This window comes from Variovorax sp. PBL-E5, assembly GCF_901827185.1.
Taxonomy (GTDB): Bacteria; Pseudomonadota; Gammaproteobacteria; order Burkholderiales; family Burkholderiaceae_C; genus Variovorax.
On sequence record NZ_LR594671.1, the window covers coordinates 1029889 to 1046258 of the forward strand.

A 16370-nucleotide genomic window follows, 5' to 3' on the forward strand; every position below is an offset into this window, starting at 1 on the left:
GCCCCCTGCAAGGGGGTGCAGAGCCACACGAAGTGGGCGAGGCTGGGGGTGAGTTTCATACTTCTGGGTCTAGGCGGCGTCCGTAGGCCTTGAGGCTCGCGGCTTTGAGCGCCTTCATCATCACCTTCGCCGCGGGCGACAGCAACCGGTCCGTGCGCGTGATGATGCCGAACGCATCCATGTGGCAAGGCATCTCGAGCGGCAGCACGGCGACGATGCCGTGCGACGCGTAGTAGTGGGCCACGTCGGTGGCCAGCACCGCGATCAGGTCGCTCTGCTGCAGCATGCGCGTGATGAACAGCAGCGCAGCCGTCTCGATCACGTTGATCGGCGGCTGCACGCCTTCTTCCTGGAACATCAGTTCGAAGCGGTGGCGCAGCACGCTGCCGGCCGGCGGCACGATCCAGCCGGCCGACACCACGTCGCGCAGGCCGAGCCCGCTCGTGCCGAGCAGCGGATGCCCGGGGCGCACCAGCGCGCAGACCGGCTCCTCGGTCAGCGCCTCGTAGCGCAGCTGCGACTTGTCGTGCTCGGCGAAGAGGCGTGCCACCAGGATGTCGAGCTTGCCTTGCTCGAGCCGTTCGAGCAGCACCGGGCTGGTCTCGATCTCGAGCGCGATGCGCAGCGTGGGCTGCTCGCGCTTGACCGCCGCCACCGCCGGCGGCAGCAGCGTGAGTCCGGGCGCGGTGATCGCCCCGACGTTGACCTGGCCGAAGCGCCCGGCCTTGAGCGCCGCGACCTCGTCATGCGCCTGGTTCAGGCTGGCGAGCGCGCCGCGCGCGTGGCGGATCATCGCCTCGCCATACCAGGTCGGCCGCATGCCGCGCGGATGGCGCTCGAACAGCGAGACCTCCAGCACATCCTCCAGGTCCTTGAGCAGCTTCGAGGCCGCCGGCTGCGTCATGTTCAGCACCTGGGCCGCGCGGTGGATGTTGCCTTCCTCGGCGAGGGCCACGAGCAGCAGCAACTGCCGGGTCTTCAGACGCGCACGGATGAACCAGTGCGTGTAGTTGGTCATGGGGTTTTCCTGAATGCGGTTTTCGATATCGATTCGATCCAAAGAATGATTGGAAAGATATAGGTGCGATTCCTACACTCGCCGCACCTTGAAGCGCAGTGACCTCCAGCAGAACGCCCGGCAGTACATCAACGGCCGCTGGGAGACCGGCGTGACCACCGGCATCAGCGAGAACCCCTCCGACACGCGCGAGGTGGTGGCCGAGTACGCACGTGCCGACCGCAGCCAGACCGAGCTTGCGATCCGCGCGGCCGTCGATGCCTTCGCGCACTGGAGCCTGAGCACGCCGCAGCGGCGCGCCGACGTGCTCGATCGCATCGGCGGCGAGATCCTCGCGCGTTGCGACGCGCTGGGCGCGCTGCTGGCCCGCGAGGAGGGCAAGACGCTGGCCGAAGCCGTCGGCGAAGCCACCCGCGCAGGACAGATCTTCAAGTTCTTCGCCGGCGAGGCCCTGCGCGGCGGCGGCGAGATCCTGGCCTCGGTGCGGCCCGGCGTGCAGGTCGACGTCACGCGCGAACCGGTCGGCGTGGTCGGCCTCATCACGCCCTGGAACTTCCCGCTCGCCATCCCGGCCTGGAAGATCGCGCCGGCCCTCGCGCACGGCAACAGCGTGGTGTTCAAGCCGGCCGAACTGGTCCCGGCTTGCGGCTGGGCGCTGGCCGAGATCATCAGCCGCGCCGGCTTGCCGGCCGGCACCTTCAACCTCGTGATGGGCAGCGGCCGCGAGGTCGGGCAGACGATCGTCGACAGCCCGCTGGTCGATGCCATCAGCTTCACCGGCTCGGTCGCCACCGGCGAGCGCATCCTGCAGGCCGCGGCGGCACGGCGCGCCAAGGTGCAGCTCGAGATGGGCGGCAAGAATCCGCTGGTGGTGCTGGCCGATGCCGACCTCGACCGCGCGGTCGATTGCGCGCTGCAGGGCGCGTACTTCTCGACCGGCCAGCGCTGCACCGCATCGAGCCGGCTGATCGTCGAGGCGCCGGTGCACGATGCCTTCGTCGTCCGCCTTCGCCATCGGCTCGCCGCACTCAAGGTCGGCCATGCGCTGGAGCGCGGCATCGACATCGGCCCGGTGGTCGACCGCCGGCAGCTCGAACAGAACCAGGCCTGGCTCGCGATCGCGAACGACGAAGGCGCCGAGCACGTCTGTGGCGGCGAGTTGATCGAGCGGCCGACGCCCGGCCACTACATGAATCCTGCGCTGTTCCTCGCGCGGCCGGAGCACCGCGTGGCGCGCGAAGAGATCTTCGGCCCGATCGCCTGCGTACTGCGCGCCGACGACTATGCGCATGCGCTGGCGCTCGCCAACGACACGCCCTTCGGCCTCTGCGCCGGCATCTGCACCAGCTCGCTGGCGCAGGCCACCCACTTCAAGCGCCATGCCCGGGTCGGCATGACGATGGTCAACCTGCCCACCGCCGGCGTCGACTACCACGTGCCCTTCGGCGGGCGCCGCGCATCGAGCTACGGACCGCGCGAGCAGGGCCGCCACGCGGCGGAGTTCTACACCACCGTCAAGACCGGCTACGTGCTGGCCTGAGCGCAGGTGCCGCACCGGAGTTTTTCACCACGCCAACCAGGAGACACCATGAAACTGAACCGTCGCACTCTCACCGTGGCGCTCGCCAGCGCCTCGCTGTCCTCGCTGCTGCCGGCCACGGCCTTCGCGCAGAAGAAGCTGGTCCTGGGTTTTGCCCAGGTCGGCGCCGAAAGCGAATGGCGCACCGCCAACACCGAGTCGATCAAGTCCTCGGCCCAGGACGCGGGCATCGAGCTCAAGTTCTCCGATGCGCAGCAGAAGCAGGAGAACCAGATCAAGGCGATCCGTTCGTACATCGCGCAGAAGGTCGACGTGATCGCGTTCTCGCCGGTGGTCGAATCGGGCTGGGAACCGGTGCTGCGCGAAGCCAAGGCCGCGAAGATTCCCGTGGTGCTGACCGACCGCTCGGTGGACACCAAGGACGACTCGCTCTACGTCACCTTCATGGGCTCCGACTTCATCGAGGAAGGGCGCAAGGCCGGCCGCTGGCTGGTCGAGAAGATGAAGGACCAGAAGGGCGACGTCAACATCGTCGAGCTGCAGGGCACGGTGGGCTCGGCGCCGGCGATCGACCGCAAGAAGGGCTTCGAGGAAATCATCAAGTCCGATCCGAAGTTCAAGATCATCCGCTCGCAGACCGGCGACTTCACGCGCGCCAAGGGCAAGGAGGTGATGGAAGCTTTCTTGAAAGCCGACGGCAAGAAGATCAACGTGCTCTTCGCGCACAACGACGACATGGCGATCGGCGCCATCCAGGCCATCGAGGAAGCGGGCCTGAAGCCGGCCAAGGACATCGTGATCATCTCGATCGACGGCGTGAAGGGCGCGTTCGAGGCCATGATGGCCGGCAAGCTCAATGTCTCGGTCGAATGCAGCCCGCTGCTCGGGCCGCAGCTGATGAGTGCGGTGAAGGACATCAAGGCCGGCAAGACCTTGCCCAAGCGCATCGTGACCGTCGAAAGCATCTTCCCCATGGAAGTGGCGGCGGCTGAGTTCCCGAAGCGCAAATATTGAGCACACCCCCAGGCTTGCCCACTTCGTGTGGCCGCCAACCCCCTTGCAGGGGGCAACACCAGCGGACCGGCAAAGCCGGATCCGCGGTGTTCCTGGAACTGAATACAACGGAGACTCTTCAATGAAACGCAACTTCCTCAAGACCCTGCTCGCTGGCGCCGCGTTCGCGCTGATCGGCCTCGCGCCGCCGGCCCAGGCCCAGGACAAGGGTCTCATCGCCATCTCGATGCCGACCAAGTCGTCGGCGCGCTGGATCGCCGACGGCGCCAACATGGTCAAGGACTTCCAGGCCAAGGGCTACAAGACCGATCTGCAGTACGCCGACGACGACATCCCCAACCAGTTGGCGCAGATCGAGAACATGGTGACCAAGGGCTCGAAGGTGCTGGTGATCGCCGCCATCGACGGCACCACCCTGTCGGACGTGCTGCAGAAGGCGGCCGACAAGGGCGTCAAGGTGATCGCCTACGACCGGCTGATCAGGGGCTCGAAGAACGTCGACTACTACGCCACCTTCGACAACTTCCAGGTCGGCGTGCTGCAGGCCGGCTACATCGAGAACGCGCTCAAGCTCAAGGAAGGCAAGGGCCCGTTCAACATCGAGCTGTTCGGCGGATCGCCGGACGACAACAACGCCTTCTTCTTCTACAACGGCGCGATGTCGGTGTTGAAGCCCTACCTCGACAGCGGCAAGCTGGTGGTGCGCAGCAAGCAGATGGGCATGGACAAGGTCTCGACCCTGCGCTGGGACGGCGCGGTGGCGCAGGCGCGCATGGACAACCTGCTGTCGGCCTACTACACCAAGGACCACGTCGATGCCGTGCTGTCGCCCTATGACGGGCTGTCGATCGGCATCATCTCGTCGTTGAAAGGCGTAGGCTACGGCTCGCCGCAGCAGCCGATGCCGGTGGTGACCGGGCAGGATGCCGAAGTGCCGTCGATCAAGTCGATCCTGAAGAAGGAGCAGACTTCGACCGTGTTCAAGGACACGCGCGAACTCGCCAAGGTCACGGTGAACATGGTGGACGCGATGCTGGCCGGCAAGCAGCCCGAGGTGAACGACACCAAGACCTACAACAACGGCGTCAAGATCGTGCCCTCGTACCTGCTCAAGCCGGTGAGCGTCGATGCCTCGAACTGGAAGCAGGTGCTGGTCGACAGCGGCTATTACAAGGACAGCCAGTTCAAGTAGAAGGAGACAGGGTGCAGGACGTCATTCTGGAGATGCGCGGCATCACCAAGACCTTCCCCGGCGTGAACGCGCTGGACAACGTCAACCTCGCGGTGCGCGCCGGCGAGATCCACGCGGTGGTCGGCGAGAACGGCGCCGGCAAGTCCACGCTGATGAAGGTGCTGAGCGGCGTCTACCCCTGCGACTCCTATGCGGGCGAGATCCATTTCGAAGGCGAGCTGCGCCGCTTCAGGGGCATCGCCGACAGCGAGAAGATCGGCATCATCATCATCCACCAGGAGCTGGCGCTGGTGCCGCTGCTCTCGATCGCCGAGAACATCTTCCTCGGCAACGAGACGGCCAAGGGCGGCGTGATCGACTGGTTCGCCGCCTATGCGAAGACGCGCGCGCTGCTGGCCAAGGTCGGGCTGCGCGAGCCGCCGACGGCGCTGGTCACGCACCTGGGTGTCGGCAAGCAGCAGCTGGTCGAGATCGCGAAAGCACTGTCGAAGGAGGTCAAGCTCCTGATCCTCGACGAGCCGACCGCGAGCCTCAACGAGAGCGACAGCGATGCGCTGCTGGCGCTCTTGCTCGAACTCAAGGCGCAGGGCATCGCATCGATCCTGATCTCGCACAAGCTCAACGAGATCGCCAAGGTGGCCGACTCGATCACCGTGCTGCGCGACGGCGCGACGGTGGAAACCATGGACTGCCGCGGCGAAGGCGTCAGCGAGGACCGCATCATCCGCGGCATGGTGGGCCGCGACATGGCGCACCGCTATCCGCAGCGCACGCCGAAGATCGGCGAGACCGTGTTCGAGGTGCGCGACTGGCGCGTGCACCATGCGCAGCACGCCGATCGCGAGACGATCAAGGGCGTGAATCTGCATGTGCGGCGCGGCGAGATCGTCGGCATCGCCGGCCTGATGGGCGCCGGCCGCACCGAGTTCGCGATGAGCGTGTTCGGCCGCGCCTGGGGCCAGCGCATCAGCGGCTCGGTGTGGATGCACGGCAAGGAGGTCGACGTCTCGACCATCCGCCGCGCCATCGACCACGGCATCGCCTACGTCACCGAGGACCGCAAGAGCCTGGGCCTGCTGCTGGACGAGGACATCCGCAAGAACGTGACATTGGCCAACCTCGCCGCGGTGTCCGACGGCGGCGTGATCGACGAGGGCCGCGAGTTCAAGGTCGCCCAGGACTATCGGCGCATGCTCAACATCCGTTCCGCCGGCGTGCAGCAGCAGGTGGTCAATCTGTCGGGCGGCAATCAGCAGAAGGTGGTGCTGGGCAAGTGGCTGTTCGCGCGGCCCGAACTGCTCATGCTCGACGAGCCGACGCGCGGCATCGATGTCGGCGCCAAGTACGAGATCTACACGCTCATCGACCAGCTCGCGAGCGAAGGCAAGGGCATTCTCATGATCTCATCCGAACTGCCCGAACTGCTCGGGATGTGCGACCGCATCTACGTGATGAACGAAGGGCGCTTCGTGGCCGAGTTTCCGGCGGCACAAGCATCGCAGGAAAAGATCATGCGCGTCATCGTCGCCTCGGGGAGTTCTGTCCATGCAGCGTGAGCCCGAAGCCGCCGTGAAGCCGGCCGCACCAATCACGACGCCCGTCGCCACTGCGGCCGCCGCCGAGCACGCGGGCTTCCTCAAGAACAACCTGCGCGAATACGGCATGCTGATCTCGCTGGTCGCGATCATGGTGCTGTTCCAGGTGCTGACCGACGGCACGCTGATGCGGCCGCTCAATCTCACCAACCTGCTGCTGCAGAACAGCTACATCGTGATCATGGCGCTCGGCATGCTGCTGGTGATCGTGGCCGGCCACATCGACCTGTCGGTGGGCTCGGTGGCCGGCTTCATCGGCGCGCTGGCCGCGGTGCTGATGGTGGAGTACGACTGGAATTTCGTGCCGGCCTGCATCGTCTGCCTGATCGCGGGCGGGCTGGTCGGCGCGGCGCAGGGCTGGTTCGTGGCGTTCTTTCGCATCCCGTCCTTCATCGTCACGCTGGCCGGCATGCTGGTGTTCAAGGGGCTCACGCTGGCCTTGCTGGCAGGGCAGTCGGTCGGGCCGTTCCCCGAGGTGTTCCAGAAGCTGAGTTCGGGCTTCGTGCCCGACGTGCTGGGCGGTGAAAGCCTGCGCACCACCTCGCTGTTGCTGGGCGTGGCGGCCGCCGCAGCGCTGGTCTTCTTCAAGCTGCGCGGCCGCGCCAAGCTCGCGAAGTACGGCATGGCGCAGGAGCCCTATGCCTTCTTCCTCGGCAAGAACCTGTTCTTCGCCGCGATCATCGTTCTGCTCTGCTACCTGCTCGCGACCTACAAGGGCCTGCCGAACGTGCTGATCGTGATGGCGGTGCTGATCGTGGCCTACGATTTCGTCACCAACCGCACCACGGTCGGGCGGCGCATCTACGCGCTCGGCGGCAACGAGAAGGCGGCGCGGCTGTCGGGCATCAAGACGCAGCGGCTGGCCTTCCTTACCTTCGTCAACATGGGCGTGCTGGCCGCGCTGGCGGGCCTGGTGTTCGCGGCGCGGCTCAACACCGCGACACCCAAGGCGGGCCTGGGCTTCGAGCTCGACGTGATCGCGGCCTGCTTCATCGGCGGCGCCTCGGCCTCGGGCGGCGTCGGCAAGGTGATGGGCGCGGTGATCGGCGCCTTCGTGATGGGCGTGATGAACAACGGCATGTCGATCCTCGGCATCGGCATCGACTACCAGCAGGTCATCAAGGGGCTGGTGCTGCTGGCCGCGGTCTTCATCGACGTCTACAACAAAAATAAAACATGACCGAAGCCCTCGCCTTTTTGCAGGCGCCGGTGCTGTCGCTGACCGGCATCCACAAGCAGTTCAACGGCGTGCCTGCGCTGCGCGACGTGGCGCTCGCGCTGCGGCCGGGCGAGATCCATGCGCTGATGGGGCAGAACGGCGCGGGCAAGTCGACCCTGATCAAGGTGCTCACCGGCGTCTACACCGCCGACAGCGGCGAGATGCGGCTGGCGGGCCGTGCGATCCGGCCGGCCTCGCCGCTGGAGGCGCAGCGCCTGGGCATCAGCACGGTCTATCAGGAAGTCAACCTGTGCCCGAACCTGTCGGTGGCCGAGAACATCTTCTCGGGCCGCTATCCGCGCTGCGGCCCGGCGCAGGGCTTTCGCATCGACTGGGCGAAGGTGCACCGCGATGCGCGCGCGCTGCTGGCGCGGCTGGAGGTCGATATCGACGTCACGCAGCTGCTGTCGAGCTATTCGGTGGCGGTGCAGCAGATGGTCGCGATCGCGCGCGCGCTCGGCCTGTCGTCGACGGTGCTGATCCTCGACGAGCCGACTTCGAGCCTGGACGACGACGAGGTCAAGAGCCTGTTCGCCGTGCTGCGCCGGCTGCGCGGCGAAGGCCTCGCGATCCTGTTCGTCACGCATTTCCTGAACCAGGTCTATGCGGTGTCGGACCGCATCACGGTGCTGCGCAATGGCGGCTGGGTCGGCGAATGGGCCGCGGCCGATCTGCCGCCGCAGGCGCTGATCTCGGCCATGGTCGGTCGCGAACTCGCGGCACAGGCCACCGGCCATGCGCAATTGCCCGTCATCGACGAAGCCGCGCGGCCGGTGCTCGAGGCCCAGGCGATCGGGCAGGCCGGCCAGCTGCAGCCGGTCGACCTGCGCGTGCGCCCGGGTGAGGTGGTGGGCCTCGCGGGCCTGCTGGGTTCGGGCCGCACCGAACTCGCGCGCCTGCTGTTCGGCCTGGCCGTGCCCGATTGCGGCAGCCTCAGCGTGGACGGCGTCGCGGTCACGTTCGCCAACCCGGCCGATGCGGTGCGACACGGCTTGGCGTTGTGCCCCGAGGAGCGCAAGACCGACGGCATCGTGGCCGAGCTGTCGCTGCGCGAGAACATCGCGCTGGCGCTGCAGGCGCGGCGCGGCATGCGCAACACGCTGTCGCGCGCCGAGCAGACCGCATTGGCCGAGCGCTTCGTCAAGGCGCTGGGCATCAAGACGGCCAGCGTCGACACGCCGATCGGCCTGCTCTCGGGCGGCAACCAGCAGAAGGCGCTGCTGGCGCGCTGGCTGGCGACCGGGCCGCGCCTGCTGATCCTCGACGAGCCGACGCGCGGCATCGACGTCGCGGCCAAGCAGGAAATCATGGACGAGATCCTGCGCCTGGCGCGCGGCGGCATGGCGGTGCTCTTCATCTCGTCGGAGATGAACGAGGTGGTGCGGATCTCGCACCGCATCGCGGTGCTGCGCGAACGGCGCAAGGTGGGTGAGCTGCCCGAGGGCAGCAGCGAGGACGCGGTGTACGACCTGATCGCAGCGGAATCATGAAGACCCCCGCCTCCGAAACCGTCGCCCGCGCGTTCCACCACCGCCTCGCGTGGCCGCTCGTGACGCTGTTCGTGCTGCTGGCCATCAACGCGATCTTCAACGCGAGCTTCCTGCACCTGGAATGGCGCGGCGGCCATCTGTACGGCAGCCTGATCGACATCCTGAACCGCGCGGCGCCGCTGGTGCTGGTGTCGCTCGGCATGACGCTGGTGATCGCGACACGCGGCATCGACATCTCGGTCGGCGCGGTGGTGGCGATCGCGGCGGCGCTGGCCGCCTGGATGATCGGCGGTTCGCTGGTCGTCAGCAACGGCGCGGCGGCCGAGGTCAGCCGCTTCCCGATGTGGATGGCGATCCTCGCGGCGCTCGGCGCGGCGCTGGCCTGCGGCCTGTGGAACGGCCTCCTGGTGGCGCGCGTCGGCATGCAGCCGATCATCGCGACGCTGATCCTGATGGTGGCGGGCCGCGGCATCGCGCAGCTGATCACCGGCGGGCAGATCATCACGATCTACTACAAGCCCTTCTTCTTCATCGGCAGCGGCTATCTGTTCGGGCTGCCGTTCTCGGTCTATGTCGCGGCGCTGGTGTTCGTGCTGCTCTATCTCGCGATCACTCGCAGCGCGCTCGGCCTTTTCATCCAGGCGGTCGGCATCAACCCGAGTGCCGCGCACGTGGCCGGCGTGCGGGCGCGCCGCATCATCCTCAGCGCCTACATGTTCTGCGGCTTCTGCGCCGGCGTGGCGGGCCTCCTGATCAGCTCCAACGTCAAGAGCGCCGACGGCAACAACGCGGGGCAGCTGCTGGAACTGGACGCGATCCTCGCCGTCACGCTTGGCGGCACGCTGCTCACGGGCGGGCGCTTCAGCCTGGTCGGCAGCGTGATCGGCGCATTGATCATCCAGACGCTGACCTACGCGATCTACTCGCTGGGCGTGCCGCCCGAGATCAACCTGGTGGTGAAGGCCGTCGTGGTGTTCGCGGTGATGCTGGTGCAGTCGGCCGAGTTCCGCGCCAGCCTGCGCGTGCTGGTGCAGCGGCCGGTGCGTGGGGCTTTGAAGCCATGAGTGCACTGATCTCGCGTCCCACAGAAACCGCCGCGCCTGCGACGGTGCCCCGGCCTGCACGCGTGCGCCTCAATCCCAGGCACCTGCCGCTGGCCGCCACCATCTCGCTGTTCGTGCTGATGGGCACGCTGGGCTCGGTGCGCTACGACGGCTTCTTCTCGCTGCAGGTCTTCCTGAACCTGCTGATCGACAACGCCTTTCTGTGCATCGTCGCGGTCGGCATGACCTTCGTGATCCTGTCGGGCGGCATCGATCTGTCGGTGGGTTCGGTGATCGCGCTGACCACGATGGTCTCGGCCGCATTGGTCGAGAAGCAGGGTTGGAGTCCGGCGATCGTGATCCCGCTGGTGCTGGCGATGGGCACGCTGTTCGGCGCCTTCATGGGCGTGCTGATCGAGCGCTTCCGGTTGCAGCCCTTCATCGTGACGCTGGCCGGCATGTTCCTCGCGCGCGGCCTGTGCTATCTGATCAGCATCGATTCGATCAGCATCACCAACGAGACCTATTCGGCGCTCTCGCAGTGGCGGCTGCCGGTCTGGGGCGATGCGTCCATCTCGCTGTCGGCGCTGATCGCGCTGGCCGTGGTTGCGCTCGGTGTGTTCATTGCGCATTGCACACCCTTCGGCCGCACCGTCTATGCGATCGGCGGCAGCGAGCAGTCGGCGCTGCTGATGGGACTGCCGGTGCGCAGCACCGTCGTCGGCGTCTACACGCTCTCGGGCTTCTGCTCGGCGCTGGGCGGCGTGGTGTTTACCTTCTACATGCTGTCGGGCTACGGCCTGCACGCGGTCGGCCTCGAGCTCGATGCGATCGCGGCCGTGGTGATCGGCGGCACGCTGCTCAGCGGCGGCGTCGGCTACGTGATCGGCACGCTGTTCGGCGTGCTGATGCTGGGCATCATCCAGACGCTCATCTCTTTCGACGGCACGCTGAGTTCGTGGTGGACGCGCATCGTGGTCGGTGCCTTGCTCTTCGTCTTCTGCCTGTTGCAGCGGCTGTTCACCGCGCGCAGCGCGCGGCGCGGCTGAGGTCGGCCGCTCCTCTTCGTCTCTCACAGAAAAGTCCACGCATGCCCGACACCGCGAAGAAGAAGCTGCGCTCCACCGAATGGTTCGGTGCGGCCGACAAGAACGGCTTCATGTACCGCAGCTGGATGAAGAACCAGGGCGTGCCCGACCACGAGTTCGACGGCCGGCCGATCATCGGCATCTGCAACACCTGGTCGGAGCTCACGCCCTGCAACGCGCACTTTCGCAAGATCGCCGAGCACGTCAAGCGCGGCGTCTCCGAGGCCGGCGGCTTCCCGGTCGAGTTCCCGGTGTTCTCCAACGGCGAATCCAACCTGCGGCCGACTGCAATGCTCACGCGCAACCTTGCGAGCATGGATGTCGAGGAAGCGATTCGCGGCAACCCGATCGACGCCGTGGTGCTGCTCACCGGCTGCGACAAGACCACGCCGGCACTGCTGATGGGCGCCGCGAGCTGCGACGTGCCGACCATCGTCGTCACCGGCGGGCCGATGCTCAACGGCAAGCTCGAAGGCCGCGACATCGGCTCGGGCACGGCCGTGTGGCAACTGCACGAAGCGATGAAGGCGGGCGAGATCGACGTCCACCAGTTCCTCTCGGCGGAGGCGGGCATGTCGCGTTCGGCGGGCACCTGCAACACCATGGGCACCGCGTCCACCATGGCCTGCATGGCCGAGGCGCTGGGCGTCTCGCTGCCGCACAACGCGGCCATTCCGGCGGTCGATGCGCGGCGCTACGTGCTGGCGCAGATGTCGGGCATGCGCATCGTCGAGATGGCGCGCGAAGGGCTGGTGCTGTCGAAGATCCTCACGCGCGCGGCCTTCGAGAACGCGATCCGCACCAACGCCGCGATCGGCGGCTCGACCAATGCGGTGATCCATCTGAAGGCGATCGCGGGCCGCATCGGCGTGCCGCTCGAGCTCGAGGACTGGACCCGCATCGGCCGCGGCACGCCGACGCTGGTCGACCTGATGCCCTCGGGCCGTTTCCTGATGGAGGAGTTCTATTACGCGGGCGGCCTGCCTGCCGTGCTGCGCCGCCTCGGCGAGCATGGCCTGCTGCCGCATCCCGATGCGCTCACGGTCAACGGGCAGTCGCTGTGGGACAACGTGCGCAACGCGCCCAGTCACAACGACGAGGTGATCCGCCAGCTCGACAATCCGCTCATCGAGGACGGCGGCATCTGCATCCTGCGCGGTAACCTGGCGCCGCGCGGCGCGGTGCTCAAGCCCTCGGCCGCGTCGCCCGAATTGCTGCGGCACCGCGGCCGCGCGGTGGTGTTCGAGAACTTCGAGCATTACAAGGAACGCATCGTCGACGAGACGCTCGAGGTCGACGCCAGCTCCGTGCTGGTGATGAAGCACTGCGGCCCCAAGGGCTATCCCGGCATGGCCGAGGTCGGCAACATGGGCCTGCCGCCGAAGCTGCTGCGCCAGGGCATCAAGGACATGGTGCGCATCTCGGACGCGCGCATGAGCGGCACCGCCTACGGCACGGTGGTGCTGCACGTGGCGCCCGAGGCGGCCGACGGCGGTCCGCTGGCCGCGGTGCGCGACGGCGACTGGATCGAACTCGATTGCGAGCAGGGCCGCCTGCACCTGGACATCGGCGACGACGAACTGAGGGCGCGGCTGGCTGCGCTGCAGGCCGACATGGCGCCGCCCGGTGGCGGCGGCTATCGGCGCTTGTATGTCGAGCACGTGCTGCAGGCGGACGAGGGCTGCGACTTCGACTTCCTGGTCGGCTGCCGCGGCGCGGCCGTGCCACGCCATTCGCATTGATCCATCGACCCGGACTTTCACCATGACCTCTTCGACCCCGCCCCGCTACCGCGGCATTTTTCCGGTCGCGCCGACCCCCTTCACCGAGCGCGGTGAACTCGACCTCGCCAGCCAGAGGCGCTGCATCGATTTCATGATCGACGCGGGCTCGGACGGCATCTGCATCCTCGCCAACTTCTCCGAGCAGTTCGTGCTGTCGGACGACGAACGCGAGCTGCTGACCCGCACCGTGCTCGAACACGTCGCCGGCCGCGTGCCGGTGATCGTCACCACCACCCACTTCGCAACCCGTGTCTGCATCGAGCGCAGCCTGCGCGCGCAGGCGATGGGCGCGGCCATGCTGATGGTGATGCCGCCCTACCATGGCGCCACCTTCCGCGTGCCCGAGCCGCAGATCTTCGACTTCTATGCGCGGCTGTCCGATGCGGTGGACGTCCCGATCATGGTGCAGGACGCGCCGGCCAGCGGCACCGTGCTGTCGGTGCCCTTCCTCGCGCGCATGGCACGGGAGATCGAGCACCTGGCGTACTTCAAGATCGAGACTGCCGGCGCGGCCGCGAAGATTCGCGAGCTGATCCGCCTGGGCGGCGACGCGATCGAAGGTCCGTGGGACGGCGAGGAAGCCATCACGCTGATGCCCGACCTCGATGCCGGCGCCACCGGCTCGATGACCGGGGGTGCCTATGCCGATGGCCTCCGGCCGATCCTCATGGACCATCTCGCAGGCCGGCGCGAAGAGGCTTTGGTGCGCTACCAGCAATGGCTGCCGCTGATCAACTACGAGAACCGGCAGGCCGGGCTGCTGGCCTGCAAGGCCTTGATGAAGGAGGGCGGCGTGATCGATTGCGAAGCGCCGCGCCATCCGCTGCCGGCGCTGCATCCGGACACGCGCGCGGGACTGATCGAAACCGCGCGCCGGCTCGATCCGCTGGTGCTGCGCTGGGGCCGCTGAAGGCTTCGCCCGCTCAGTCCTTGCCGGTCCAGAAGCGGCGCGCCTGCGCGATCTTGGCCAGTGCCTCGCCGCAGGCCTGTGCGCTCGCTGGCTGGCGCGCGGCCAGCCAGCCGGCGGCGAACCATGCGCGGCCGTCTTGCGCGGCCGCGTCGCGGTAGGCGGCGATGGCCACGGCGTTGTCGTTGTGATTGCCCAATGCGTCCTGGGCCGGGTGCAGATCCTCGAGGTAGCGCCGTGCCTTGCGCTGTCCGAACAGCGGCGCGACGAACTCACCCAGGTAGCGCAGGCGCTTGAGCCGCTTGCGCACGCGGTGCTGTTCGAGCGCCGAGAGCGCCTCGAAGCGCCGGCCGTCGCGCACCACCTGGCGGTGCAGCTTCGAGAGGCGTTCGCGCAGCAGCTTGCGCACCGGACTGCCGTGCTGCGCCGAGGGCGCGGCGGGCGGCAAGGCGGCTTCGATCAGGCCCATCAGCGCATTCTGGAAGGGCGCAGCGCGCACCACCTCGCGCGCCTCGAGGGCCATGCCATCGGGTGGCTCGGGCCATGTGATCGAGGGGCCGCCCGCCGCCTCGACCAGCGGTTGCACGATCTGCAGCAGGCGTTCGCGGTCACGCTGCCGGCCGAGCGCACGGAAGGTGTCCGCCAGCACCGGTTCGCACGACGGATCGAGGCCGGGTGCGAACGCGGCCATCTCGCGCAGCGCGGTGCGCAGGCGCCGGATGCCGATGCGCAGTTGGTGCACATGCTCGGCGTCCGGGCTGCCCGCTGCGACCTCGCTGGCGTTGGGAAGAATCTGTGTCAGGCAGCTGTTCAGCACGGCGCGGAACAGTTCCTCGCCACCGGGTTCGCCATCGAATTGCGGTGCGGCGGCGTGAACCGGTTCGCCGTGCGCGGCGCCGCGCGACAGCTGCTGCGCACGCTGCGACTTGGACACCGTGTCGAGCCAGAGCCCGTAGCGGTTGCGCCAGCGCCGCGCGAGTTCGAGCAGCGCCTGCGGACTGCCGCGCTTGAGTTCGATCTCGAGTTCGCGCACCGGATGCGAGCGCTCGCCGGCCTGCACCTCGCCGCGGTCGAAGGCGAGTTCGAGCAGCGCGTCGCCGGTGCGCATCTCGCGCGTGGTACGCCAGACGTCGGTGCCGTAGAGCGGGACCAGTTCGGCATGAGCTGCATCGTGGCCCGCCTTGCGCAAGGCGCGGTCAATGCGGTCGCCGACCGGCGTGCCGGCATGCCGCAGCGCCGACGGCACGGGCTGGTCGCTGGCGCGCTCGGTCGGGATCTCGACGTTGTGCTCGTGGCGCTGCAGCGGGCCGTCCGATGGCGCCTTGGCGGTCTGAACCCACGCATTGCCTTCGCGCCGCAGCCGCAGGACCACATGCGCGGCCGCCAGCGCGCCGTCCGCCGTGTCGAAATAGTGGGCGCGCAGCCGCGTGCGCTGCGAGCGCCCGCGGGCAACCGCCGCTTCGAGCGGCTTGCGGTACCGCGGATCGACCTGGAACTTGAGTTCGAATTCGATCACGGTGCCGTACACGCACGTCGCTGCGCGTTCCTCAATCGAGTTCGCTGACCTGCATCGACAGATCGAACAGCTTGGACTTGCTCGCGTAGTAGCGGTCGAGGCGCCACTCCCGCAGGATGTCCATGGCAAGCTGGAAGCTCTTGTAGTCGAGCGTGTACAGCGTGACCAGTTCGAAGCTGCGCTCGGATTCGAGGGCGAGCACGAGCCGGGCGAGGACCTGGGCCGACTCGTTGGTCGGGTCCGTTTCAATGAATCGGCGCGCGACCTTGATGGCATTCATGGGAGCTTTTCCTCGGTTCAGACAGGCCCATGACTATAGCCAGCGCCGTGCCACGCTTTATGACAGGCGCGTGACAAAGTAGGGCATAGGTTTGCCCTGCCGGACGCTCACTGCATGGGGCGCATGGGTTGCATAGGTTGCATAGGTTGCATAGGTTGCATAGGCTGCATCGGTTGCGCCTGCATCGGCATCGGCTGCTGCATCGGTCGTGCCTGCTGCATCGGTGCGGAGATCGGTGTGACGGTCTCGCGGATCAGTCCGCCGCCCATCACGCTGCCTTCGATTTCCGTCCTTCCGGTGCCGCGCACGCGGGCTTCGCAGGCGGCGCGGTCGTCGGCCGTCTGCTGCAGGGTGCATCGTGCCAGGGCGTTCTGTTCGTAGGTCTGCGGCGACGCACTGACGAGCCCGCCGCGCCGTGCGGCCTCGCGGGCCGCGCCGGCTTCGCGCAGGCAGGCGGCGCGGTCCTGCTGGATGCCGTCGCAGACGGCGCGCTCGCGCTGCATGCGGGCGTCGGAACCCGGTCCGCGCAATGGCTCGGCCGCGAAGCCGGGCGCGGCACTGGCGAGACCGGCCGCGGCGAACAGGACGGCCAGGCTCGAACGAAGGGTAGCTTTCATGGGATCACTCCTAGATGTGCGGCGCCACGCGCCAGGGATGCCGCAGTGTGGCGGTGGCCCGGCCACC

General features: G+C 67.6%; 14 protein-coding genes. 10 read left to right on the forward strand and 4 right to left on the reverse strand.

The window, feature by feature from the left end; translation table 11 throughout:
* Positions 1–55 precede the first annotated feature (55 nt).
* Complete coding sequence (locus WDLP6_RS04990; protein WP_162591462.1) at positions 56–1018, reverse strand: LysR family transcriptional regulator; 963 nt, start codon at positions 1016–1018, stop codon at positions 56–58.
* Positions 1019–1106: 88 nt separating this feature from the next.
* Here WDLP6_RS04990 and WDLP6_RS04995 point away from each other — a divergent pair, with 88 nt between their 5' ends.
* From WDLP6_RS04995 to WDLP6_RS05040, 10 genes are all read left to right on the forward strand, one after another.
* The gene (locus WDLP6_RS04995; RefSeq protein ID WP_162591463.1) at positions 1107–2558 is read left to right on the forward strand and encodes an aldehyde dehydrogenase family protein; all 1452 of its coding nucleotides are present in this window, start codon (positions 1107–1109) and stop codon (positions 2556–2558) included.
* A gap of 48 nt (positions 2559–2606) precedes the next feature.
* Entirely contained in the window at positions 2607–3572 is a 966-nt protein-coding gene (locus WDLP6_RS05000) for an ABC transporter substrate-binding protein (protein ID WP_162566076.1), read from the forward strand.
* A gap of 121 nt (positions 3573–3693) precedes the next feature.
* The gene (gene chvE, locus WDLP6_RS05005) at positions 3694–4764 is read left to right on the forward strand and encodes a multiple monosaccharide ABC transporter substrate-binding protein (protein WP_162566077.1); all 1071 of its coding nucleotides are present in this window, start codon (positions 3694–3696) and stop codon (positions 4762–4764) included.
* A gap of 32 nt (positions 4765–4796) precedes the next feature.
* On the forward strand, positions 4797–6320 hold the full coding sequence (mmsA, locus tag WDLP6_RS05010; RefSeq protein ID WP_162594964.1) for a multiple monosaccharide ABC transporter ATP-binding protein: 1524 nt from the start codon (positions 4797–4799) through the stop codon (positions 6318–6320).
* Positions 6310–7539: a multiple monosaccharide ABC transporter permease gene (gene mmsB, locus WDLP6_RS05015; protein ID WP_162591464.1), complete on the forward strand. Its 1230-nt coding sequence runs from the start codon at positions 6310–6312 to the stop codon at positions 7537–7539. Before mmsA ends, mmsB begins: the two co-directional genes overlap by 11 nt.
* Positions 7536–9068 carry a sugar ABC transporter ATP-binding protein gene (locus tag WDLP6_RS05020; RefSeq protein WP_162591465.1) on the forward strand — a complete coding sequence of 511 codons (1533 nt, stop codon included), beginning with the start codon at positions 7536–7538 and terminating at the stop codon, positions 9066–9068. The genes mmsB and WDLP6_RS05020 overlap by 4 nt, the downstream gene beginning before the upstream one ends.
* Positions 9065–10132 (forward strand): ABC transporter permease, encoded by a 1068-nt coding sequence (locus WDLP6_RS05025; RefSeq protein WP_162591466.1) that lies wholly within the window; start codon positions 9065–9067, stop codon positions 10130–10132. The genes WDLP6_RS05020 and WDLP6_RS05025 overlap by 4 nt, the downstream gene beginning before the upstream one ends.
* A complete protein-coding gene (yjfF, locus tag WDLP6_RS05030; protein ID WP_162591467.1) occupies positions 10129–11160 on the forward strand; it encodes a galactofuranose ABC transporter, permease protein YjfF in 1032 nt (343 codons plus the stop codon). The genes WDLP6_RS05025 and yjfF overlap by 4 nt, the downstream gene beginning before the upstream one ends.
* A 41-nt stretch (positions 11161–11201) precedes the next feature.
* Entirely contained in the window at positions 11202–12941 is a 1740-nt protein-coding gene (locus WDLP6_RS05035; protein ID WP_162591468.1) for an IlvD/Edd family dehydratase, read from the forward strand.
* Between the two features lie 22 nt (positions 12942–12963).
* Complete coding sequence (locus WDLP6_RS05040) at positions 12964–13893, forward strand: dihydrodipicolinate synthase family protein (protein ID WP_162591469.1); 930 nt, start codon at positions 12964–12966, stop codon at positions 13891–13893.
* Between the two features lie 13 nt (positions 13894–13906).
* Here the strand turns inward: WDLP6_RS05040 and WDLP6_RS05045 are convergent, their stop codons facing one another.
* The 3 genes from WDLP6_RS05045 to WDLP6_RS05055 all read right to left on the reverse strand — a co-directional run bounded on the left by WDLP6_RS05045 (position 13907) and on the right by WDLP6_RS05055 (position 16303).
* Positions 13907–15418: a CYTH and CHAD domain-containing protein gene (locus WDLP6_RS05045; RefSeq protein ID WP_232076963.1), complete on the reverse strand. Its 1512-nt coding sequence runs from the start codon at positions 15416–15418 to the stop codon at positions 13907–13909.
* Between the two features lie 19 nt (positions 15419–15437).
* Positions 15438–15686: a hypothetical protein gene (locus WDLP6_RS05050; RefSeq protein ID WP_162566084.1), complete on the reverse strand. Its 249-nt coding sequence runs from the start codon at positions 15684–15686 to the stop codon at positions 15438–15440.
* A 107-nt stretch (positions 15687–15793) separates the two neighbouring features.
* Positions 15794–16303: a hypothetical protein gene (locus WDLP6_RS05055; protein ID WP_162591470.1), complete on the reverse strand. Its 510-nt coding sequence runs from the start codon at positions 16301–16303 to the stop codon at positions 15794–15796.
* Between the last annotated feature and the right edge of the window lie 67 nt (positions 16304–16370).